The organism is Hyphomicrobium sp. MC1 (genome assembly GCF_000253295.1).
Taxonomy (GTDB): domain Bacteria; phylum Pseudomonadota; class Alphaproteobacteria; order Rhizobiales; family Hyphomicrobiaceae; genus Hyphomicrobium_B.
The window spans coordinates 3,957,295-3,980,338 of sequence record NC_015717.1 but is presented as its reverse complement, the minus strand read 5'-3'; the positions used below and the strand labels follow the sequence as shown (position 1 = coordinate 3,980,338).

Sequence of the window (23,044 nt, the reverse complement as noted above, 5' to 3'; positions counted from 1 at the left end):
CAGTCAGGCCAAATTCTCCTCGTATAGGCGCGAGCGTCAAAGAACGAGGAGAAAACATGCTCAGCTCAAGGATCATCCTGGCTGCTATCATCATCGCAGGAACTGCCGGGACCGCCACATCTCAGGCCATTCGGCTGGATGATCGCGGCTTCAGCTTCCGCTTCGGCAAGGACGATCGCCGTGGCGATGTCGAAGGCAAACGCGCGAGCTGCGAAGTCTATGCCCGCATCGCGCAGGTTCAGGCTGATGCCAATATCCGCTATCGCTGTGGTTTCCGTGGTCCGCAATGGGATACTGATACCCGCAACCATTTTCGCTGGTGCAGATGGGCCCGGCGCGCCGACTTGGCACGCGATCAGCTCTTCCGGTCTCAGGGACTTCAGGATTGCTTCAATCGTCTGGGCGACTTTGACGACCGTCGCTGATCGCACGACACATCAGGATAACGAAAGGCCGGAGCGTTGCTCCGGCTTTTTTGTTTGCGCCCCGCGAGAAACGATCAGCTGATCGGGCGCGCCGTCGCCCGCGGCTTGATATGCAGGTGTTTCGCCGCGTGTGCTTTGACAAGACGCTTGCCAAGCCCTGCTGCCCGTCGCGCCTGATAGATGTTCGCTAGGAAAAGATTGGCGACGCGCGACCAGTCGTGCCGCATAGCCTGCACCCGCACCTGATCGCGGTCGAGCTTCAACGCGGCGAGTGCCGCCGCCCGCAGGTCATCATCGAGGCAGCCGGTCACGCCGGGCGTCACGACATCGATCGGACCCGTCACTGGATAGGCCGCAACGCCGAGGCCTGAAGCCATGGCTTCGAGCAGCACCAAGCCGAACGTGTCGGTGCGGCTCGGAAACACGAACACGTCGGCGTTGGAATATTCCTGTGCCAGATCTTCGCCCGTCTTGGCGCCCTTGAAGACGACATCGGGATACCGGCTCCGCAGAAGCCCGAGGATCGGCCCGTCGCCGACAACGACCTTTCGGCCCGGCAGATCGAGATTGAGGAACGCCTCGACATTCTTTTCGCGCGAGACGCGGCCGACGTAGAGAAACGTCGGTCCGGCTTTGGCGCCGGCGTCACCCGCGTCGCGCATTTTCGCGCGCGGCTTGAATTGCGCAGTATCGACGCCGCGCGACCACAGCATCAGCCGCCGGAACCCGCGTCCCGACAATTCCGTCTTCAGCGATCGCGTTGCCACGAACATGCCGATGCCGGGCCGGTGAAACCAACGCTGAAACGCGTAGCTGATCCACGCCGGCAGGCCGGTGTAGGCCTCGATGTATTCCGGAAACCGCGTATGGAACGACGTCGTGAAGCGAATGCCCTTGCGCAGGCAGACGCCGCGCGTAGCAAGCCCGATCGGCCCTTCCGTCGCGATATGCACGTGATCGTAATTGCCCTCTTTCAGCAGCGCGGCAACCTGCGACCGCCGCGCCAGCGCCAACCGGATCTCGCGATAGCCGGGACACGGCAGCGTCGCGAAATCCAACGGCGATAGGATCGTGACCATGTGGCCCGCGGCTTCAAGCTCGCGCTTCAGGTTCTCGTAGGTGCGCACCACACCGTTGACCTGCGGCTTCCAAGCGTCGGTGGCGATGAAAATTCGCATCACGCTACCTCGATGTTGGGGCGCCGCGCCGATGACAGGCAGGAAGCGGCGCGATCCGCAAGGTCGCCGGGCGGGCCAGAGAGCATGACGAGAAGCAGGTCCGAATCTATCTAGCGGCGTATTTTAATCCGCTTCTGACCTCAGCATTTTTCGATTGTGTGACAGTTGGCGGGAATTGCACGAACAATCTGCAATTTAACCTCTAGGAAGCCTCAAGACTTGCATCGTGCGGCGTCAGTCGCGCTAAGCTGGGCGATCCGGCGCCACGTCATATAGGCGCGGATATCGGTAAACTGCCCGTCGGCGAGACGGGCGATCGGCGGCGCGTCCTCATCCTGATGGATGATCTCGGCCATGATCCAGCGGTCGGAAAATTGCTCGTCCGCCAGCCCGTCGAATGCCGGACGCGGCACGCGATATTTGATCTCGATGATTTCGCCCACAGCGAGGTCTGAGGTACGGCCAGCCATGTGGGTGCTCCTGTATAGTTTACGGAGCGGCGTGAGTAGACGCGGAATTTTTCAGTTCCGTGGCAGTTCTCTGACCGCCGGATTGCAAGTCGTTAATGCGCGACGCGAGTAACAACGCAATTGCGGGATTTTCCCCGTAGGCGCTTCAGCTTGCCGCGTTTTCATCTCCGGCCGACAAAAGTCTGGTACGCCCGGCTCTTGGGTCCTGATATGCCGGGCCCGAGATCAAGCCGGATCTCGGGAGGAATTGGAATGAGGAAGTGTTTGGGCCTCGTGGCCGTCTTGGCGGCATTAGGCTTCGCGGCCCAGGCGTCAGCGAACCAGGATGTCCAAGCTCTCGCCAGCGATCCCGCCAACTGGGCGATCCAATCGGGAGACTACAGCGGCCACCGCTATTCGAAGCTCGATCAGATCAACGCCTCGAACGTCGGCGACCTTCGCGTCGCGTGGACGTTCTCGACCGGCGTGTTACGAGGCCACGAAGGCGGCCCGCTGGTCATTGGCGATGTCATGTACCTCGTGACGCCGTTTCCGAACGTCGTGATGGCGCTCGACCTCGCGCATGAGCAGAAGATTCTCTGGAAGTACCAGCCCAAGCAGGATCCGTTCGCCGCTGCCGTGATGTGTTGCGACACGGTAGACCGCGGAGTGCAGTATGCCGAGGGCAAAATCCTCGTGCATACGGCGGATACTTCGCTCATCGCGCTCGATGCCAAGACCGGCGTGGAAATCTGGAAGGTCAAGGAAGACGATCCGAAGAATGGCGCGTCAGGAACCGGTGCGCCGCTCGTCGTGAAAGACAAGGTGATCGTCGGTGTCTCGGGCGGCGAGTTTGGCGTCCGCTGCTACATCACCGCCTACGATTTGAATTCCGGCCATCGCGTCTGGCGCGCCTATTCGATGGGACCGGACGCCGACATGCTGATCGACCCCGACAAAACAACGTCGCTCGGCAAGCCGGTCGGCAAGGATTCCTCGCTCAAGACTTGGAACGGTGACCAATGGAAGATCGGCGGCGGACCGGTCTGGGGCTACATGGCCTACGATCCGGCTCTCAATCTGGTTTACTATGGCTCCGGCAATCCTTCTACATGGAACCCGGTGCAGCGCGCAGGGCCCGGCGGTAAGCGCATCGACCAGAAATGGTCGCAGACGATTTTCGCCCGTGACGCCGACACCGGCATCGCCAAGTGGGTCTATCAGATGACCCCGTTCGATGAGTGGGACTATGACGGCGTCAATGAACCTATCTTGACCGACCTCGATATCGATGGCGTCAAGCGCAAGGCGCTGACCCACTTCGACCGTAACGGCTTCGGCTATACGTTGGACCGCGTGACTGGCGAACTGCTCGTCGCGGAAAAATTCGAGCCGGACGTCAATTGGGCGACGAAAGTCGTGACGGACAAGAGCGATCCGCAATACGGACGCCCGCTCATCAATAAAAAGTTCTCGCCCTTCGAGACGGGAACGGACGATGTGACGAAAGGCATTTGTCCCTCGTCGATGGGCGCAAAGAACCAGCAGCCCGCCGCCTATTCACCGCTCACCGGCTTGTTCTACGTTCCGGTCACGCGCCTCTGCATGGATATGGAAGCCTTCAAGGTCTCCTATCAGGTCGGGCAGCCCTATGTCGGCGCGACGTTGACGATGTTTCCCGCGCCCGGCGCCAACGGCAACACAGGGGCTTTCATCGCGTGGGACGGCGCCAAAGGCAAAACCGTGTGGTCGAAGCCGGAACGCTTCGCCGTGTGGTCGGGTGCGCTGACGACGGCGGGCGGCATCGTCTTTTACGGCACGCTAGAAGGCTATCTGAAAGCGGTAGACCAGAAGACCGGCAAGGAACTTTTCAAGTTCAAGACGCCGTCCGGCATCGTCGGCAATCCGATGACCTACATGCACGACGGCAAGCAATATGTCGCCGTCCTCTCAGGCGTCGGTGGATGGGCGGGCATCGGCCTCGCCGCCGGATTGACCGATCCGGAAGACGGTTCCGGCGCCGTCGGCGGCTTTGCTTCTCTATCGAGCTATACAGGTCTCGGCGGCACACTGACGGTGTTCGCGCTGCCGTGAAAGGCGGCTCAAGCCGCGGAGATCCATCGGCTCGACGATCAGGAAAACCGCAGCTTGCCGTCGTACTTCACGGCCCAGGCTTCGCCCTTACCTTTGGCTTCCGATTTTTCACCTGTCGGCGGAATAACGTCGCCGATGACGACAGGCTCTTCACCCGCCGATGTCAGCGCCGCGATCACATCGTCAGCGCGCGCCTTCGATACGATTGCGATCATGCCGATGCCGCAGTTGAACGTGCGCAGCAGCTCCGCGTCCGGAATGTTGCCCGTCTTCGCCAGCCATTCGAACACCCCCGGCGCTGTGAATGACGACAGGTCGATCCGGGCCGCAACGTCCTTCGGCATGACCCGTGGCACGTTCTCCGAAAGTCCGCCGCCGGTGATGTGCGACAGCGCCTTGATCGCGCCCTTCAAGCCCGAGCCGCCCGTCGCGCGGATCGCATTGATGAGCGGTTTGACGTAGATCCGCGTCGGCGTCAGCAGCGCTTCCGACAACGACTCGTTTTGCGAATGGGCAAACGGCGCGGGCGCGTTCCAGTCGAGCTTGGCGTGCTCGACAAGCTTGCGCACGAGGCTGTAGCCGTTCGAATGCACGCCCGATGATTTAAGGCCGATTAGAATATCGCCGACGCCGACATCGGCGCGCGGCAGAATTTCGTCGCGTTCGACCGCACCGACCGAGAACCCAGCGAGATCGTAATCGCCGCCTTTGTAGACGCCGGGCATCTCCGCCGTCTCACCACCGATCAGCGCGCAGCCCGCAAGCCGGCAGCCTTCCGCAATTCCCGCGATGACATCGCGCGCCACGTTCACGTCGAGCTTCCCGACCGCGAAATAATCGAGAAAGAAAAGCGGCTCCGCGCCCTGCACGACAAGATCGTTGACGCACATCGCGACGAGGTCGATGCCGATGGTCGCGTGCCGCCCCGTGTCGATCGCGATCTTGAGCTTCGTACCGACGCCGTCGTTTGCAGCGACCAGGATCGGATCGCGAAAGCCGGTGCGTTTCAGATCGAAGAGGCCGCCGAACCCGCCGAGGTCGACGTCGGCGCCCGGACGGCTTGTCGCCTTCGCCAGCGGTTTGATAGCTGCGACAAGCGCATTTCCTGCGTCAATATCGACACCCGCGTCGGCGTAGGTGATGGGTTTCTGCGAATTTTGATCAGCCGCGGACATCAATCCTCGTCGTCGTTTGAATGCAGGATGCAACGGGCGGTGCTGTCTCGAAGCATCGCAGCGGGGAGAAGGTTGGGTTAAACTCACTTTTGCCCCATTGCCAACCCGTCATGGGGGTCGTAGCAGCGACTGGACCTGAGAGCAAACGAAGCACTGACCTCTGGGTTCCACGGGATGTCGCAGCGCTGGTCTTGCCGGCTTGAGTGGCCCTGCAACACGACAAAGATGGGGGATTAACGGTGCTTGCGAGCCGCTGCCTCGCCATTGCTATTCTGATTTCGTCCGTTCTGGCAGGCTTTGATGTCGCGCCCGCGCGCGCCGATGCCGACGCCCCGTACACGGTCGGGAACTACCCTGTCGAGGCGACGGCCGCCAATGCGGTTGCCGCCAAGGAGCAGGCCATGAGCGAAGGCCAGCAGGCCGCGTTTCGCTCGCTGTTGAAGCGCCTGGTTCCTGTCACCGCGTATAAGCAGTTGGATCGGCTCCGCGACGTGAAGGCAGGGGATCTCATCTCGGGCATCTCGGTGCGTTCGGAACGCAATTCCTCGACGACCTACTATGCCGGCCTCGATTTCTCGTTTCAGCCGGACGGCGTGCGTTCACTTCTGACGCAGCAGGGCATTCCCTTCGTCGATCAGCAGGCCCCGCCGGTGACGGTCGTGACGGTGCTCTTGCAGGGCACCCCGCCAACGGCGAGCAACGACAGAGGCCTGTGGCACCGCGCTTGGTCGAGCCTCGATCTCACGCACACGATTACGCCTGTCGTCATGAAGGATTTGAAGCCCTCGATCCAGACCGACACGATAACCGCGCTGATGTCCGGCCAGGACAGCGCATTGCAGAAGCTCAAAGCCGAGTACGGTGAGGGCCTAGTCGTTCTCGCCATTGCCGAGCCGGACATGGCGGCCAAGCGGCTCAACGTAACGATCGCGGGCAGTGACGCCGTCGGCGGACTTTTGTTGAAGCGGGTGTATCGCATTAACGACGGTGATCTCGATTACGCCTCGCAGTTGGCGGCTGTCATCTCGCTCGGCATCTTGGAAGGACGCTGGAAGGCGGTCAAAGCCGGCGTCCTCGACACGGCAGCTGCGCCGCCTTCGAACATGCCTGTCTGGGCCGCCTCGACGACCGGCAGCGGCGAAGACGTGAGGTTGACCGTGGTCTTCGGCAATTCCGATCAGTGGGACGAGATGCGTGGGCAACTTCTCGACACGCCCGGCGTCGACGCCCTGAATATCGGGTCCGTGTCAGACCGAAGCGCCGACGTGTCACTTAAATATCCCGGCGGCGCGGCAAGTCTTGCGAACGCGCTGGGCGCTCGTGGGTTAAGCCTCGCAAACACATCCTCCGGTTGGGTTCTTCGTCCAAGTTACTGAAAAACATAGAAAATATAAAACTCTGACCTACCGCAGATCGCGTCGTCGCACGGGGAACGATGCGTGTTTCTCCCTTTTGTTTTATCGCACTGCAAAGGAGGTTGTTCTCGACGAGACAAACGTCGAGAGGGTAGGTTCGCGCCGCCCGGATATCGAGACGGCCGGGTTGCAGGGAGAGACGGGGTCAATAACGGCGTGAGCATTCCAAATTTAATTACGCTCGGTCGGGTTATCCTCGTACCTGTGGTCTTCTGGCTTTTGCTGACCGGTGAGCTGCAAGCGGCATTTCTGGCATTCGTCGTCGCCGGTATTTCCGATGCGGTCGATGGCTTCTTGGCCAAGCGCTTCAATTGGGAAACCGAGCTTGGCGCTTATCTCGATCCGCTAGCTGATAAATTGCTGATCGTCTGCATCTTCGTGGCGCTGGGCGTGACGGGCCGCCTGCCGTCGTGGCTGGTGATCCTGGTCGTATCGCGCGACGTGCTGATCGTCATCGCCGTCGTCCTGTCTTGGCTTCTCGACCACCCCACGCCGATGAAGCCACTCGCCATTAGCAAGATGAACACTGTTGCTCAAATCGTGCTGGCCGGAACCGTGCTTGCCGATGAAGCGTTCGGTCTGAGGCTGAAAGGGCCGGTACAACTGCTAACCTTGCTCGCCGCAGCCACCACGGTCGCCTCCCTCGTTGCTTATTTGCGCGTCTGGCTGCGGCACATGACGGTATACGAAACTCCCGGCTCGAAAAGCTGAGCATTTAAGGCCATGCTGTTCGGGGTGCTTCGGCAATTGGGTGAGGATCGGGAGCTATGCATTTTGAGCGGCACGCGCTGTTCTGGACGGCGACGGCGTTGCTGTTTGCCTATATCGTGCAGCTCATCGCTCCGGCATTGCTGCCGTTCGCCATCGGTCTGACGCTCGCCTACTTTCTGAGCCCCGTCGTCGATGCGATGGGCCGCATCGGTATTCCGCGCTGGATCGCGACGATCCTGCTGCTCACGTTTTCGACTTTGCTGATCATTTTAGCGCTCGTCTTCGTCGTCCCCATTCTCTTTCAACAGGCGGCGGGTTTCATCGAGTCTGCGCCAGGAGCAATCGACCGCCTGAAGTCACTGATTGAAACCACTGCGCGCGACCATCTCGGACCCCACTATCCTGAGGCGGAGGCAACGGTTCGCAACGCTCTGGACAGCCTCAGCAAGGCCGTTCCATCATTGCTCGCAAGCTTTGCGGGAAGCATCTGGAATCAAGGCACTGCCGCCTACAACTTTTTTACGGTCGTGCTCATCACGCCGGTCGTCTTTTTCTACGTGCTCCTTGATTGGCCCAGCATCGTAGCGAAAATCGATTCCTGGCTGCCCCGCGACGGAGCCGATGAGATTCGTGGACTCGCCACTGAAATCGATTCACGCATCTCGGCTTTCATCCGCGGCCAAGGCGTCGTTTGCATTCTGCTCGCAATCTACTACGCGGGCGCCTACAGCGTGGCTGGACTGAATTACGGCCTTCTCGTCGGCGTGGCGACAGGGCTCGCGTCCTTCATTCCTGTATTCGGATGGTCGATTGGCGCAATAACGGCCATGCTGCTTGCGATAGTTCAGTATTGGCCCGAGTTCACGCCCATCCTGGTCATTGTCGGCATCCTACTCGTCGGACAGGCGCTCGAATCTGCGATCCTGAGCCCCTACATTATCGGCTCCGAAGTCGGGCTTCATCCTGTCTGGGTAATTTTTGCGCTGTTGACCTTCAGCTATCTGTTCGGATTTTTAGGTCTTCTCGTTGCCGTGCCGGTTTCCGCCGCAATCGGCGTGCTCGTACGTTTCGCGCTCCGAAAGTATCTCAACTCCTCTGTCTATCAGGGAGAGGTCGAAGCGGCGCCAAAGGATCCGCAGCAACCCTAGCCCATGACCACGACGCCACAGCAGCTTGTCTTTGAACTTCCCCACCGCGCGGCAATGGGACTTGAAGATTTTCTCGTCTCAGAGTCGAACGCGGCCGCGGTGAGCCTTGTCGATCGTTGGCCCGATTGGCCCATCGGCGCGGCGGTTATCGCGGGCGCCAAGGGCAGCGGAAAAACCCATCTTGCGAACGTCTGGCTGACGCGCGCTGGCGCGACGGCGTTCGAGGCATCCCAGATCTCGCGCGAAACCGTTCCCAAGGTTGCGGCAGCCGGCGCGGTTCTGATCGAGGACATCCAGAACGCCGCTGACGAAGCTGCGCTGTTTCACCTCTTGAACCTTGTGCGCGAGCAGCGGCTGCAGATTCTGCTGACGACGGATACGGCGCCGGGCGATCTCCCGATCACCCTGCCGGACTTCCGCTCCCGTCTGAAAGCCCTGCCGCTCGCGACCATCGATCCGCCTGACGATGCGCTGTTGCGCGCCGTCCTCGTCAAGCTCTTCGCCGACCGGCAGTTGAGTGTCGAGCCGCAACTCGTCGATTACGTGCTCGTTCGCATGGAGCGATCGATGCTGGCGGCAGAACGGTTCGTGTCGGCGGCGGACCGCCGGGCGCTCGCCCTGCAGCGGCGGCTGACGCGCGCGATTGCCGCTGCCACGCTCGACGCACTGGGCTATTGAATCAGCTTAAGAATCGGCTGTCACCCACCCATTCGTCATTTGGGTGTAAACCTACTATATGGATTTCTCGAACCGGATTTCGGAGCATTTCCCCATCATGGCAACCGTGAAAAGCAGAAGCAGCAAGGCAAACGTTCCAGCCGTGCCCGAGGGGCCGGACCGCTTCTACAATCGCGAGCTATCGTGGCTCCAGTTCAATCGCCGTGTTCTTGAAGAAGCGGGCAATCGGCAGCACCCGCTTCTCGAACGGTTGCGCTTCCTGTCGATCGCCGCCGCCAACCTCGACGAATTCTACATGGTGCGCGCGGCGGGCGTGTATGGCCAGATCCGAGCCGGTGTCACGACGCTGTCACAAGACGGCATGACGCCGATGCAGCAGCTCGCCGCCATCAATAAGTTTGTGACAGGCCTCGTCGCCGACGAGCAGTCGAATTGGCGAACCATCAAGGACGAGCTTAGCGCCGCCGGGCTGCATGTTCTTCAACCGGAAGATTTGACCGACGGCGAACGCGCCTGGTTGGAAAAGCTCTTTCTGAGTCACATCTTTCCGATCCTGACGCCCATCGCCGCCGATCCTGCGCATCCGTTCCCGTTCATCCTCAACAGGGCCATGACGATCGCGGTGGACATGGTGCGCCCGATCGACGGCAAGACCATGAACGGCCTGATCCCCATTCCCGGTCAGCTCGAACGTTTCATTCGTCTCGAAACACATCCCGACAAGCCGCACGACGTGCGTTTCATTCAGCTCGAAAACGTCATCGGCATGCATTTGTCTGAACTGTTCTCAGGCTTCGAAATCAAGAGCCAGGGCACGTTCCGCGTGCTGCGCGACAGCGATATCGAATTCCAGGAAGAAGCCGAAGATCTCGTCCGCTCCTACGAAAGCCAGTTGAAGCGCCGCCGCCGCGGCAACGTCATCCGGCTCGAGATCGATTCACGCATGCCTGAAAAGCTTCGCAAGTTCGTCATCGACGAACTCGAAGTGCGCGATGAAAGCGTTTTCGTGAAGGAAGGTATTCTGGCGCTCGCCGATACTACCCAGCTCATCGTCTCCGACCGACCGGAATTGTTGTTCAAGCCGTTCACGATCCGCTTTCCCGAACGCATTCGCGAATTTTCCGGCGACTGTTTCGCCGCGATCCGCAACAAGGACATCCTCGTCCATCATCCCTACGAAAGCTTCGACGTCGTCGTGCAGTACCTGCGCCAGGCCGTTGCCGATCCGAACGTCATGGCGATCAAATGGACGCTCTATCGCACCTCGCGCGACAGCCCGATCATTCAGGCGCTGAAAGAAGCCGTGGAAGCCGGTAAGTCGGTAACGGCCGTTGTTGAGCTCAAGGCGCGCTTTGACGAAGCGGCGAACATCCGCTGGGCGCGCGATCTCGAAAGTGCGGGCGTCCACGTCGTCTACGGCTTCACCGAATTGAAGACCCACGCCAAGCTTGGCTTCGTTGTCCGCCGCGAAGGCACCGACCTCACGACTTACTGCCACATTGGCACCGGCAACTACCATCCGCAAACGGCGCGTGTGTATACGGACCTTTCCCTCTTCACGACCGACCCGATGGTCGCACGCGACGTCACGCGCATTCTAAACTTCGTCACGGGCTACGGTGAGCCTGTGGAACTAGAATGCATGGCCGCGAGCCCGCACGGCATTCGCAACCGCATCATGACGCACATTGCCGAAGAGATCAGGAATGCGAAGGCGGGAAAACCGTCCGGCATCTGGTGGAAAATGAACGCGCTCGTCGATCAGCAGATCATTTCTTCGCTTTATGATGCCAGCAACGCCGGTGTGCCGATCGATCTCGTCGTGCGCGGCATTTGCTGCCTGCGTCCGGGGATTCCGGGGCTATCGAGCAACATCCGCGTAAAAAGCATCGTCGGCCGCTTTCTTGAACACTCGCGCATTTACTGTTTTGCCAATGGAGAGGCCTTGCCTTCCCCCAAGGCCGCCGTCTACATCAGCTCCGCCGATATGATGCCTCGAAATCTTGACCGGCGCGTCGAAGCCTTGGCGCCGATTAAGAATCCGACAGTCCACGAGCAAGTTCTGAATCAGATCATGGTTGCGAACCTGAAAGACAACCAGCAGAGCTGGCGGATCAATTCCGACGGCAGCGCGACCCGGATCGAACCGGGTCCGGGGGAGGAAGCCTTCAATGCCCATAAGTACTTCATGACCAATCCTTCGCTTTCGGGCCGCGGACAGTCTCTGAAAGAGAGCTTCCCGCAACGTTTCCGCCAGCCTGGTTAGGCCCGGAGCTTGAATGACACGGTGGAAAGAAATCTCGGGCGCGAATGAGCGCACCGCAGAAATGGAGCCTATCGCCGTTGTCGACATCGGCTCCAACTCCGTGCGCCTTGTCGTCTATGAAGGCGCCGTGCGGGCACCGACGCCGGTCTTCAACGAAAAGATCCTTTGCGGTCTCGGGCGCTCGGTCGCAACGACCGGCAGTCTCGCGGCCGATGCCGTCGAACGCGCCATCGCGGCCCTGTCACGCTTCCGCGTGATCGCGCATATCCTCAGCGTCAAGAACATCATGGTGATTGCCACCGCGGCCGTTCGCGACGCTCAGAATGGCCATGACTTCATCACCCGTGGCGAGAAGGCGATCGGCGCGAAGATCGAAGTCCTCTCTGGCGAAACGGAAGCTCGCCTCGCCGCCCAGGGCATCATGATGGGTTTCATCGATGCCGACGGCGTCGCGGGCGATCTGGGCGGCGGCAGCCTCGAATTGATCGATCTGGAGCAGGATCGCCTTAAGGAAGCCGCGACCTTGCCGCTCGGCGGTCTGCGCCTGATCGACACCACCGGCAACAAGATCGAACGCGCGACCGATATCATCGACAACGCGCTGGCAAGTTTGCCCTGGCTCAGAAACGGCACGGGGCGCACGTTCTATGCCGTCGGCGGCACGTGGCGCGCGCTCGCGAAAATGCAGATGGACCGCGTCGATTATCCGTTGCGCGTCATGCAGGGCTATCGGTTGACCACGCGCGAAGCGCTCGACCTGTGCGAGCAGTTCCGCAAGGTCAAGAAGCCGCTCGATTTGCCCGGCATCACCGGCGTCGCCCGGGCCCGCCGCGAAGTCCTGCCGTTCGGCGCCCTCGTGCTGGAGCGCCTGTTGCGGCAGATGGAACCGCGCCAAGTCGTATTCTCCGTGTTCGGCATCCGCGAAGGCTTGATCTACGGACTTCTGCCGCCCTACGAGAAAGCGCGCGATCCGCTGATCAGTTTCTGTGAGGATTACGCCGCGCTCCGCTCCCGTTCGGTCGAGCACGCTTACGAGCTTTGCGCCTGGACCGACCAACTCTTCTCCGATCCAGCCCTCGAAGAAACGGCGGATGAACGACGCCTGAGACACGCAGCCTGCCTGTTGTCGGATGCCGGCTGGCGGGCGCATCCCGACTACCGTGGCGAGCAGAGCATCAACACCATCGCCCATGCCGGGCTGGGCGGCGTGGACCACCAGGGGCGGATATTTCTGGCCCTCTCGGTTTTTCACCGCCACGAGACATCCGAGGATAGCAGCGCCGGGCTTTCGGACCGCCTGCGCAGCCTTGTTAGTAAACGTGTGCAGCGTCGAGCCCGGATTCTTGGTGCGGCGATCCGGGCTGCCCATATGCTCTCGATCGGCATGGCGGGCGTCATCGACCAGACGCCCCTCAGCTTTGAAGACGGCGCGCTTGTCCTGACCCTTCCCCCGGTTTATGCGGCCCTGGACGGGGAAAGGCTGCGGCGGCGATTCGGAGCACTCGCCGAATTGGTCGGCAAGCGGGCGGAAATCCGATTTAGCGGTTGAGAGGCAGTACGCCTCGCTTGCGTCGCAACAATTTCTGATAATCTCGGATTAAAGTTCGCAGGATGAAGACAGCCTCCATGGCGGAAGATCTTTACGATATTCTCGGCGTATCGCGCGGGGCGTCAGAGGATGAAATACGCAGTGCATTTCGCAAGCTCGCGAAAGCCAGCCATCCTGACGTCAATCCCGGCAATGCCGGCGCGGCCGAGCGCTTCAAGAAAATCACCGCCGCCAACGACATCCTGAGCGATCCGGAAAAGCGCCGCCAGTACGATGCGGGCGAAATCGACGCCAAAGGCGATCCGCGCCGCCCGCAATGGAGCCGGGCCGGAGCCGGTGCCGGGCGTCACAGCCCGTTCGGCGCCCGCGGTTTCGAGGGCCGGGCAGGGGCGGGTGGCGGTTTCGATGACTTCAGCTTCTCCGACATTTTTTCAGACGTCTTCGGCGCCGCCGGCACCCGCGCCCGCCGCGATGCGCAGGGAGCGGGTCCCCGCGGCAACGATGTCCGCTATTCGCTAGAGGTCGATTTTCTCGACGCAGTTCAAGGCACCAAGAAGCGCGTCACGCTGCCTGACGGCGGCACACTCGATCTCAACGTTCCCGAAGGCGTGGTCGACGGTCAGGTTCTGCGGCTCAAAGGTAAGGGCGCGCCCGGCGCCATCGGTGGCGAGGCGGGCGACGCTCTGGTCGAAATCAAGGTTCGCCCGCATCCCGATTTCCGCCGTGAGGGTGATGATCTGCTGCTTGAGCTGCCGATCACGATCGACGAAGCGGTTCTCGGCGGCCGTGTCGAAGTTCCGACCGCCACGGGCCGCGTGCAGTTGACGCTTCCCAAGGGCACGAGTTCCGGCAAGACGTTTCGCCTGAAGGGCAAGGGGGCGCGCGGCAAGAACGGCCACGTCGGCGATCAGCTCGTCACCGTCAAGATTGTCATGCCGTCCGAGATCGACGATAGCCTGTCGTACTTCTTCTCCGAATGGCGCCAGACTCACTCGTACGATCCGGGCCGGAAGTAGCCAGTCCCTAACGTCATCCCGGCGAAGGCCGGGATCCAGTGAAATTGCAATATCTGTCTTGTCGAGGCTTGTCTGGGTGCCGACCTTCGTCGGCATGACGGTGGCGTGTGTCCGCGATTGGCGGCCTTACGGAATGCGAGTCGCCAATTGCAACTACAAACTCTACCTCGCAGCAGGCACCGCGCGCACTTCGCCGTTGACGAGGGTCAGCGCAAGCTCACCACGCTTGAGCTTCAGCGCGGCATCGCCAAACAGCGTCCGCCGCCAACCCTGCAGGGCCAGAATATCGGCTTCATCCGATGTCGCGAGCTGTTCCAGATCATCGCTATCGGCAATGATGCGCGGCGCCACGCCATGCTCGGCAGCGGCCGCCTTCAGCAGTACTTTTAAAAGCTCCAGCGTCGCGCTCGCTTCGGCCGAGAGCGCTTCGTTGCGCTCGATCTTCGGCAGCGTCTTCGGATCGCGCGCCAGACCCGCCTTCACGACATCGATGATTTCCTTCGCCCGCTGCGAGCGCGCAAAACCGTCCGACAGCGTACGCAATTGCCCAAGCGCATCGGCGCTGGCGGGCAACTGATTGGCGATATCGTAAAGCGCATCGTCGCGCAGCACGCGGCCGCGCGGCACGTCGAGCTGTTGCGCCATCCGTTCACGCCACGCGGCAAGCTCGATCAGCACGGCGAGCGACTTGCGTCCCTTCACGCGCAGCTTCAGCCGCTGCCAGGCATTTTCCGGTTTCGCATCGTAGGTGGAAGGGCTGATGAGCACTTCCATCTCTTCCTGCAGCCACGGCGTCCGGCCGGTCTTTTCCAGCATCTGCTTGAGACGCACATAGACGTCGCGCAGGTGCGTGACGTCGGCCAGCGCGTAGTCGAGCTGCTTGTCGGACAGGGGCCGGCGGCTCCAGTCCGTGAAGCGGGAACTTTTGTCGAGATCGACGCCCGTCGTCTTCTTGACGAGGTTCACATAGCTGATGCTGTCGCCATAGCCGCAGACCATCGCGGCGACCTGACTGTCGAACACCGGCGTCGGCACGACTTGCGACTTCAGATAGACAATTTCGATATCCTGCCGCGCGGCGTGAAACACTTTCACGACCGACTCGTTCGCCATCAAATTATAGAATGGTGTCAGGTCGATGCCGGGACTCAACGGGTCGACGACCGCCTCGGCTTCCGGCCCCGCGAGCTGGATAAGGCACAGCAACGGCCAGAACGTCTGCTCGCGCAGAAATTCGGTGTCAACGGCAACATATTCACTTTTCGCCAGCACATCGCAGAGTGCCGACAGTTCGGACGTGGTCGTGATCATTCGCATCAGGGCAACGCCTATAGCGCATGGATTTGTTGTTGTCGCCATCAGCTTGGTCGCGGCGTGAACAGGCTTTTGGACGCCGGCGGCCTCCAAGGGTGGCCCGGAAATCCCCACTATGAAATCCCTGGAATTACGGGGCCCGCACGCCCGAATATCCGTGCGGAGGGCCAGCCGGAAACTCTGTCGGGCGGTAACCTTGACTTTCCGCCGCCCACATGCGCTTTTCCGCGGCGATTTTCACCCACATGACCAAAGGGTTTTCCGGCCATGGCCGAGGCTAAGCTGCATCGTTATCGCTCGCACACCTGCGGCGCGCTCCGGAAGAGCGACGTCGGCTCCGACGTACGTCTTTCGGGCTGGGTGCACCGCGTGCGTGACCACGGCGGCGTTCTGTTTATTGACCTGCGCGATCATTACGGCCTGACCCAGGTGGTGGCCGATCCCGACAGCCCGGCGTTCAAGGTCGCCGAAACTCTGCGTTCAGAATGGGTTGTCCGCGTCGACGGGAAGGTCCGCGACCGGCCCGAAGGCACTGTCAACCCGGAGCTGCCGACGGGTGAGGTCGAGCTTTACGCCACTGAAATCGAAGTGCTTTCCGCCGCGAAAGAGCTTCCCGTTCCGGTCTTCGGCGAGCCCGATTACCCGGAAGACCTGCGCCTGCAATATCGCTTCCTCGATCTGCGCCGCGAGACGCTGCACGGCATCATCATGAAGCGGCTCGACATCACGCGCTCGATTCGCCGCCGCATGCATGACGTAGGCTTCAACGAATTCCCGACGCCGATCCTGACCGCATCGAGCCCCGAAGGCGCGCGCGACTTCCTCGTGCCGAGCCGCATTCATTCGGGCAAATTCTACGCCCTGCCGCAGGCCCCACAGCAGTACAAGCAACTTTTGATGGTCTCTGGCTTCGACCGCTATTTCCAGATCGCACCTTGCTTTCGCGACGAAGACCCGCGCGCCGACCGTCTGCCCGGCGAGTTCTACCAGCTTGACGTCGAGATGAGCTTCGTCGAGCAGGAAGACGTGTTCCAGACGATGGAGCCAGTCATCACCGGCCTGTTCGAGGAATTCGGCAACGGCAAGCCGGTCACGAAAGGCTGGCCGCGCATTCCTTACGATACGGCCATCGCCAAGTACGGCTCCGACAAGCCCGATCTGCGCAACCCGATCGAGATGGCCGATGTCACCGAGCACTTCCGCGGCTCGGGCTTCAAGGTCTTCGCGGGCATGATCGAGAAGGATGCCAAGACGCGCATTTGGGCAATCCCCGCGCCGACCGGCGGCAGCCGCGCATTCTGCGACCGCATGAACTCCTGGGCGCAAGGCGAAGGGCAGCCGGGCCTCGGCTATATCTTCTGGCGCGACGGCGACGAAGCGGGCGCCGGTCCGATTGCGAAGAACATCGGCCCCGAACGCACGATTGCGATCAAGAACCAGCTCGGCCTGAAGGACGGCGACGCCGTCTTCTTCGTCGGCGGCAACCCCGCGAACTTCTACAAGTTCGCAGGCGCGGCCCGCGATCGCGCCGGTCATGAATTGAAGCTGATCGACGAGAACCGCTTCGCGCTCGCCTGGATCGTCGACTTCCCGTTCTACGAATGGAACGAGGAAGACAAGAAGATCGACTTCTCTCACAACCCGTTCTCGATGCCAAAGGGCGGCCGTGAGGCGCTGGAAGCCGCCGAGAAATCCGGCCGCGATGCGCTTCTCGCGCTCAAGGCGAACCAGTACGACATCGTCTGCAACGGCTACGAGATTGCCTCGGGCTCGGTTCGTAACCATGTCCCCGAGACGATGGTGAAAGCGTTCGAGATCACCGGGCTTTCGAAGGCCGATGTCGAAGCGCGCTTCGGTGGTCTCTACCGCGCATTCCAATATGGCGCGCCGCCGCACGGCGGTATGGCGGCTGGCATCGAACGCATCGTCATGCTGCTGACAGGCGGCAAGACCGTTCGCGAAGTTGCGCTCTTCCCGATGAACCAGCAGGCGGCAGATCTTCTGATGGGCGCGCCGAGCGAAGCCTCGCCCAAGCAACTGCGCGAACTCTCCATCCGTGTCGTCACGCCGGAGAAGAAAGCCTAGAGCTCTTTGTCATCCTCGGCTTTGCACCGAGGATGACAATCAACGTCTCACCTTCTCTGACGTCATCCCGGCGCAGGCCGGGATCCAGCCAACTCGCGCCATCCGTCATGCTAAAGGCCGCCTGGATGCCGACCTTCGTCGGCATGACGATAAATGCGTGCGATTGGCTGCCTGCTTCCCACCGGGGAGTCGCCAATCGCCAACAAAAAAAGCGCCTTTCAAGTGAAAGGCGCTTAAGTTTTATCCGGACTACTGGGCTTGAAATCCGGTCGGGGTAATCGCCGAGATTAGTTTGTAAGGCCCCGCGCCTGCGGCAGCAGCACCGACACGATGACTGTTCTGCCATCCTTCACGGCATTGCCGACCCACTGGCCTTGCTCGCCGCGATAAAGCGGAGAAATTCCGGTATATCCCTGATGTGCCAACTGCACGCGCGCCTGCTCGGCGTTTGCCGCGTTCGCGAGTTCGGCACTCAAGGCAGCCGCTGACGCGCCGTTGTTCGTTGCTGCTTCGTCGGCATAAGCCGGAAGCGCCATGCCGGTCAGCGCCAATCCAATTAACATTATGCGAGTCATGTAAGCTCCATTAAACTGCGCGGCGCACATGCCGCCTGTGATGAATCTGAGATAGACACCCAACCCGTTCACCGCCACACAACTCCCCGTGCGTCCGATCGCGAATGTCGTGAACAAGATGTGATCGACGCCCCGTTCGGTTGCATCGAATGATTGAAATGAGAGGCGAAACGCAATGAAACTGCTGTTCCTCGGCGCCGGTGCGACTGGCGGCTATTTCGGCGGCTATTTGGCGAAGGCTGGTGTCGATGTGACGTTTCTCGTCCGCCCCAAGCGCCGCGAACAGCTGGCACGCGATGGCCTCAAGATCGAAAGCGCGGACGGCCGTCTCGATATCCCCGTCAAAGCCATAACCCGCGACGAGATCGTCGCTCCGTATGATGCAGTCATCCTCAGCGCGAAAGCCTACGACCTCGACAGCGCGATAGATGCGATCCGCCCGGCTGTCGGCGACAAGACACTGATTTTGCCGGTGCTCAACGGCATGAAGCATCTTGATACGCTCGACGCTGCGTTCGGCGCTGCGCGCGTGCTCGGCGGTCTTACCCATATCAGTGTGACGCTGACCGAGGACGGCATAATCCGCCAGTTTGGGCAATTGTCGACGCTGACGATGGGCGCGCGCTTCGCCGGGCAGAAGGTGGCGGCGACGGCGCTTTACGAGACACTCGCTCGCGGCATCGAAGTACGCCACGCCGACGACATTATCTTTGCGATGTGGGAGAAGTGGTACTTCCTCGCCGCCTTCGCAGCATCGACGTGTCTGATGCGCGCCGGCGTTGGCGACATCGTGCGGGCCGCGCACGGAGCAGAGTTTACACTGAATGTGCTGAACGAATGCACCGCCATCGCTGGTGCAAACGGTTATCCGCCTCAGCCCGAGACGATGGAATTTTCGCGGACTTTCTTGACTGACCCGGCTTCGACGCTGTCGGCTTCGATGCTGCGCGATATCCAGCGCGGTGGGCAAATCGAGGCGGACCAGATCGTCGGCGACATGATCCGCCGCGGCAGGGCGCACGGCGTTGCGACGCCGCTTCTCGATCTCGCTTATCTCTATTTGCAGGCTTATGAGAACCGCCGTGCGGCCGTTAAGCCCGGTTGATCGCTATCGAGGCCCGTAGGATTACGACTTGTTAATCCGGCTGCGGCGTCTGCCTTGTTTCCAATCCGCCGATGCGAGACTAATACGGAAATCATCTGCAGCCTGGAGATCCGGCATGATCCGTACGCTCGCCGCCGCTGTGTTCGCACTGTTCGTTCTGACAGCATCGGCGGATGCGCGTGCCCCTGCACACGCTGACGAATGGAACGGCGCCGAGATCAACTGGCGCGACGCGCGGTCCGGCATTTATGAATCGGCGCACACGGGCCGGCCTGTCATCATGGTATTTCACGCCACATGGTGCTCCGTCTGCAAACGGTTCCGCCAGGTCTTCAAGGACCCGGCCGTGGTTGCAGCTTCGCGCGATTTTGTGATGATCCTGGTCGATGCCGACCAGGAAAAAGAGGTCAATGGCGCCTTCCAGCCGGACGGCTCTTACGTCCCGCGCACGCTCTTTCTTGATTCGGATGGTAACGTCTCCGACAAGCTCATCGGGACCGATCCGCAGTATCCCCATTCCGTCAACGTCGACAGTCCGGCTGAACTGCTTGCGCTGATGAAGAAAGCGCACAGCGTCTACAACATTGCGCCTGCTGCGACCGACCCACAGCCATCCAGCGAAAGCCCGATCTGATAATTCTTCGGAACTTTTCCTCAGCGTGTTGCGCTCGCCCCTCTGACCCGCCATAAGGTCCAGCGACGCGGACGTGGTGGAACCGGTAGACACACAGGACTTAAAATCCTGAGACGGTAACGTCGTGAGGGTTCGAGTCCCTCCGTCCGCACCAAATCCATCTGCGATGCAAACAGCAGACATGATGCGATGACCATGTTGTCCTGCGACTGATGCATTAGGACACTGCCCATCAACTCCCCGTTGACACTTGGGGGCGCTCCCGCGTCAACGACGTGTGCGCTTCGCAACTCGTAAGCACCCAAGCTCTGGTTCGCGTCGCCTTTGGGATAGTTTTGGTCCATCGGCGGAGCAAAGTGGATCCGGTTAGCCCGCTTAGCGAAAGAGGATCACAATGGCGAGCCGAACCTATGGAATGTTGCTCGTTATCTTGTCAGCTATTCTTTGGAGCACTGCCGGTGCCTTCGTGAGGATGGCAAACCTTGATTCGTGGACGCTTATTGGGTGGCGGTCCCTGTTTGCATTCGTGACGCTCGCCGGGTTTGCAGCCTACGAGCATCAGAATAATTTGATAAAAGCCGTAACGGGGGTGGGGTCTTCTGGAGTTGTTGCGATCACGCTCTCTGTTCTGTCAACGATCGCATACATCTTCGCATTGAACCTGACGACCGTTGCCAACGTCATGATTGTGTATGCGACGTTGCCATTCATCGCTGCGCTCATCAGCTATGTCTGGATCAGCGAACGGGTGACCGTGCGTCTGCTCGGCGCGGGGATCACGGCCTTTATTGGCATCGCCATTATGGCCGGGTCAGCGGCAACGGCGAAAGATATCCTCGGTATCATCGCAGCTTTCGTCATGACGGCAACCTTTGCGTCGCAGATCGTTCACGCGAAAGTTTACCCCAAGCTTGACTTGAACGTTGTCATGGCATTGGCGGCTGGAGCGTGCGCCCTGATTGCCATTCCCTTCATGAATCCTGGGCTTCCATCGCCGAGGGCCCTTCTGGCCTGCGCTTTGTATGGTGGCTTGACGTCCGGGCTTGCTTACGTTCTGGCGCTCAACGGTGGTCGCTACATTACCGCCGGCGAATCCGGATTCATTCAAATGCTCGACGTCGTGCTCGGCCCAGTGCTGGTCTGGATTTTCTTTGCAGAGCAGCCCGAAAATGCCGTGCTGGCGGGGGGTGCTATCGTGCTCTCGGCGGTTGTTTGGTATCTTGCGCCCGCCGTCCGCGCACCGGCCATACCATAATGCTGAGTGCCGGGAAGGTAACGTCGTGAGGGTTCGAGTCCCTCCGTCCGCACCATTTGTCGAATTGACAACGATCGCGGGTATGTACGCTGGTGCCCAGCCCGCATTTCCAAACAGAGTCGTAAGCGCCTTGCGAAAGCGTGAATCGATAGCCCAGCTTGCCGAACACGCTCTGCGCTTGGCGCAGGTCGGCGAATTCGAAGGCGCCGCCGCATTTTTCGAGCAAGCCATCGCGCTCGACGCTGGCAATCTCGATCTGCGATACAACCTCGCCGTGGTTGAAGAAAACTTGGGCCACATCGGCAAGGCCGCGTCTCTGCTCATCCAGGTTTTGCAACGCAAGCCGGTGAGCCCGTTCGCGGCGGCTTCGCAGTTGTCGCGGCTGTTCACCCGCTATCGCGTCGACGACGGTGCCGTTTTGACGGCTGCCGGCTTAAGCACCGCGCTGCAAACCCGCGACGTCGCGCTTCAGCCGCTCACCGAGGCGGGCCTGCGATGGTTGTCGACACAGAATGCAGATTGGCGTGATGGCATTCGTCGTATCGCAAGCGGCGAAATGAGTGAGCTGGAAGCGGGCCGCGCGATCCTCGGTAAGCTACGTCACCTCGGCCGCGCCGAACACGAAATGCTTTGCCTCTGCCTGCGCGAGGGTATCGTCAAGAGCATCGACAACGAACGCCTGCTCACAGGCGTGCGCGCAGCGATCCTGCTCGATGCCGGCCGCACGTTGTTCGACGACCGCGATCATTTCAATCTTGCACTGGCACTGATGGTTCAAGGCTGGAACAACGACTTTGCCTGGGCCGAAACCTCGCAAGAGACGGACGCACTTTCCGCTGTGAAGATCGAGCGCGCCGCGCTGCTGGCGGCCGATATGCCGACGACGCACGCATTCCTGTGCGCGGCCCTGTATCGACCGCTGGAGGAGATTGTGTCGCCGCCGCTCGGCGTGGACGATATGCGCGTCTTGAAGCCTAAAAGTTTCCGCGAAACACTCAGCGCACAAATTCTCGAACGCGCCGACAGAGACGCTGCCGCCAAGTCGATCCCGGCAGTCGGTGCGCTTTCTGATGCAACCTCGCTGAAGGTTGCGCGCCAGTACGAAGCCTCGCCCTATCCGCGCTGGAAAACGGTTCAGCGTTCCGCGCCCGGCGCGCTGCAACGCTATCTCGGCCGCTTGATGCCTGCGGATCGCTTTGCATTCGTGGACAAGGAATGTGACGTCCTGATTGCGGGCTGCGGCACCGGGCAACAGGCTTTGATGTCGGCGACGGCGCATGGCCCCAAGGCGCGGCTGCTCGCCATCGACATCTCGCGGGCGAGCCTCGCCTACGCCAGTGTCATGGCCGCGCGTGAGAAGGTCACCAACGTCTCGTTCGTTCAGGCCGACATTCTCGATGTTGCGCGCCTGGAACGTCGCTTCGATCTCATCTATTGCGTCGGCGTTCTGCACCACATGGCTGACTGGCGTGCAGGCTGGCGCGCATTGCTGTCGTGCTTGAAACCGTCGGGCCTAATGAACATCGGGCTCTACAGCGCGACGGCGCGGCAAGGTCTTCGCGACTTGCGCGACGATAAGGATTATCCCGGCGCGGGCTGTACGGATTCTGCCGCGCGCATCTACCGCCGGTCGCTACTGTTGCGCGATGATGAAACTCCGGCGAGCTACGTCAAGCAAAGCCGCGATTTCTTTGCGCTCAACACATTCCGCGATCTCGTCCTGCATGAAAGCGAAGCGACCGTGACGATCGAGGAGATAGCACAGTTCCTCGATGATGAAGGCCTCGTGTTTCGCGGTTTCGTATTGGACGCGAACGTGCTGCAGGAATTCGCAACTCTGTTTCCCGCTGCCGCCCCCGCCGGCACGCTTGCCTACTGGGCGGCTTTCGAGCGGCTGAAACCCCACACGTTCGACGGCATGTACTACTTCTGGGTCGAACGTCAGGACAAACCCGCCGCCGGATAAGGGAAT

The 23,044-nt window shown here is 60.8% G+C and carries 19 protein-coding genes and 1 tRNA gene; 15 read left to right on the top strand and 5 right to left on the bottom strand.

Going from position 1 to position 23,044, the window contains the following annotated elements; translation table 11 throughout:
* The first annotated feature begins 56 nt into the window (after positions 1-56).
* The gene (locus HYPMC_RS24360) at positions 57-425 is read left to right on the top strand and encodes a hypothetical protein (protein ID WP_157135475.1); all 369 of its coding nucleotides are present in this window, start codon (positions 57-59) and stop codon (positions 423-425) included.
* Positions 426-499: 74 nt separating this feature from the next.
* On the opposite strand, the gene HYPMC_RS19085 is transcribed toward HYPMC_RS24360, so the two are convergent.
* Both HYPMC_RS19085 and HYPMC_RS19080 read right to left on the bottom strand, forming a co-directional pair.
* Positions 500-1,603: a glycosyltransferase family 1 protein gene (locus tag HYPMC_RS19085; RefSeq protein WP_013949723.1), complete on the bottom strand. Its 1,104-nt coding sequence runs from the start codon at positions 1,601-1,603 to the stop codon at positions 500-502.
* A gap of 212 nt (positions 1,604-1,815) precedes the next feature.
* Positions 1,816-2,073: a hypothetical protein gene (locus HYPMC_RS19080; protein WP_013949722.1), complete on the bottom strand. Its 258-nt coding sequence runs from the start codon at positions 2,071-2,073 to the stop codon at positions 1,816-1,818.
* A 252-nt stretch (positions 2,074-2,325) separates the two neighbouring features.
* On the opposite strand from HYPMC_RS19080, the gene HYPMC_RS19075 reads away from it, so the two are divergent.
* Complete coding sequence (locus HYPMC_RS19075) at positions 2,326-4,146, top strand: methanol/ethanol family PQQ-dependent dehydrogenase (RefSeq protein WP_013949721.1); 1,821 nt, start codon at positions 2,326-2,328, stop codon at positions 4,144-4,146.
* A 38-nt stretch (positions 4,147-4,184) separates the two neighbouring features.
* On the opposite strand, the gene purM is transcribed toward HYPMC_RS19075, so the two are convergent.
* On the bottom strand, positions 4,185-5,321 hold the full coding sequence (gene purM / locus HYPMC_RS19070; protein WP_013949720.1) for a phosphoribosylformylglycinamidine cyclo-ligase: 1,137 nt from the start codon (positions 5,319-5,321) through the stop codon (positions 4,185-4,187).
* A 239-nt stretch (positions 5,322-5,560) separates the two neighbouring features.
* On the opposite strand from purM, the gene HYPMC_RS19065 reads away from it, so the two are divergent.
* The 7 genes from HYPMC_RS19065 to HYPMC_RS19035 all read left to right on the top strand — a co-directional run bounded on the left by HYPMC_RS19065 (position 5,561) and on the right by HYPMC_RS19035 (position 14,104).
* Complete coding sequence (locus HYPMC_RS19065; RefSeq protein ID WP_013949718.1) at positions 5,561-6,697, top strand: DUF2066 domain-containing protein; 1,137 nt, start codon at positions 5,561-5,563, stop codon at positions 6,695-6,697.
* Positions 6,698-6,892: 195 nt separating this feature from the next.
* Positions 6,893-7,447, top strand: a complete 555-nt coding sequence (locus HYPMC_RS19060) for a CDP-alcohol phosphatidyltransferase family protein (protein ID WP_013949717.1) — start codon at positions 6,893-6,895, stop codon at positions 7,445-7,447.
* 56 nt (positions 7,448-7,503) lie between these two features.
* Positions 7,504-8,595, top strand: a complete 1,092-nt coding sequence (locus tag HYPMC_RS19055; protein ID WP_013949716.1) for an AI-2E family transporter — start codon at positions 7,504-7,506, stop codon at positions 8,593-8,595.
* 3 nt (positions 8,596-8,598) lie between these two features.
* A complete protein-coding gene (locus HYPMC_RS19050) occupies positions 8,599-9,273 on the top strand; it encodes a DnaA ATPase domain-containing protein (RefSeq protein ID WP_013949715.1) in 675 nt (224 codons plus the stop codon).
* 97 nt (positions 9,274-9,370) lie between these two features.
* Positions 9,371-11,539 (top strand): RNA degradosome polyphosphate kinase, encoded by a 2,169-nt coding sequence (locus tag HYPMC_RS19045; RefSeq protein ID WP_013949714.1) that lies wholly within the window; start codon positions 9,371-9,373, stop codon positions 11,537-11,539.
* Between the two features lie 13 nt (positions 11,540-11,552).
* Positions 11,553-13,088: a Ppx/GppA phosphatase family protein gene (locus tag HYPMC_RS19040; protein ID WP_013949713.1), complete on the top strand. Its 1,536-nt coding sequence runs from the start codon at positions 11,553-11,555 to the stop codon at positions 13,086-13,088.
* A 77-nt stretch (positions 13,089-13,165) separates the two neighbouring features.
* The gene (locus HYPMC_RS19035) at positions 13,166-14,104 is read left to right on the top strand and encodes a DnaJ C-terminal domain-containing protein (protein ID WP_013949712.1); all 939 of its coding nucleotides are present in this window, start codon (positions 13,166-13,168) and stop codon (positions 14,102-14,104) included.
* Positions 14,105-14,266: 162 nt separating this feature from the next.
* On the opposite strand, the gene rnd is transcribed toward HYPMC_RS19035, so the two are convergent.
* Entirely contained in the window at positions 14,267-15,421 is a 1,155-nt protein-coding gene (rnd, locus tag HYPMC_RS19030) for a ribonuclease D (RefSeq protein WP_024276482.1), read from the bottom strand.
* A gap of 279 nt (positions 15,422-15,700) precedes the next feature.
* Between rnd and aspS the strand changes: the two genes are divergently transcribed.
* Positions 15,701-17,503 (top strand): aspartate--tRNA ligase, encoded by a 1,803-nt coding sequence (aspS, locus tag HYPMC_RS19025; protein WP_024276481.1) that lies wholly within the window; start codon positions 15,701-15,703, stop codon positions 17,501-17,503.
* Positions 17,504-17,790: 287 nt separating this feature from the next.
* Here the strand turns inward: aspS and HYPMC_RS19015 are convergent, their stop codons facing one another.
* Complete coding sequence (locus HYPMC_RS19015; protein ID WP_155831283.1) at positions 17,791-18,078, bottom strand: hypothetical protein; 288 nt, start codon at positions 18,076-18,078, stop codon at positions 17,791-17,793.
* 175 nt (positions 18,079-18,253) lie between these two features.
* On the opposite strand from HYPMC_RS19015, the gene HYPMC_RS19010 reads away from it, so the two are divergent.
* The 5 genes from HYPMC_RS19010 (at position 18,254) to HYPMC_RS23440 (ending at position 23,038) form a co-directional block, all read left to right on the top strand.
* Positions 18,254-19,183: a ketopantoate reductase family protein gene (locus HYPMC_RS19010; protein WP_013949707.1), complete on the top strand. Its 930-nt coding sequence runs from the start codon at positions 18,254-18,256 to the stop codon at positions 19,181-19,183.
* A 115-nt stretch (positions 19,184-19,298) separates the two neighbouring features.
* Complete coding sequence (locus tag HYPMC_RS19005) at positions 19,299-19,817, top strand: thioredoxin family protein (RefSeq protein ID WP_013949706.1); 519 nt, start codon at positions 19,299-19,301, stop codon at positions 19,815-19,817.
* A 67-nt stretch (positions 19,818-19,884) separates the two neighbouring features.
* A tRNA-Leu gene (locus tag HYPMC_RS19000) sits at positions 19,885-19,971 on the top strand.
* A gap of 240 nt (positions 19,972-20,211) precedes the next feature.
* Complete coding sequence (locus tag HYPMC_RS18995; RefSeq protein ID WP_013949704.1) at positions 20,212-21,072, top strand: DMT family transporter; 861 nt, start codon at positions 20,212-20,214, stop codon at positions 21,070-21,072.
* 130 nt (positions 21,073-21,202) lie between these two features.
* Entirely contained in the window at positions 21,203-23,038 is a 1,836-nt protein-coding gene (locus tag HYPMC_RS23440) for a bifunctional 2-polyprenyl-6-hydroxyphenol methylase/3-demethylubiquinol 3-O-methyltransferase UbiG (protein WP_050976823.1), read from the top strand.
* Positions 23,039-23,044: the final 6 nt, after the last annotated feature.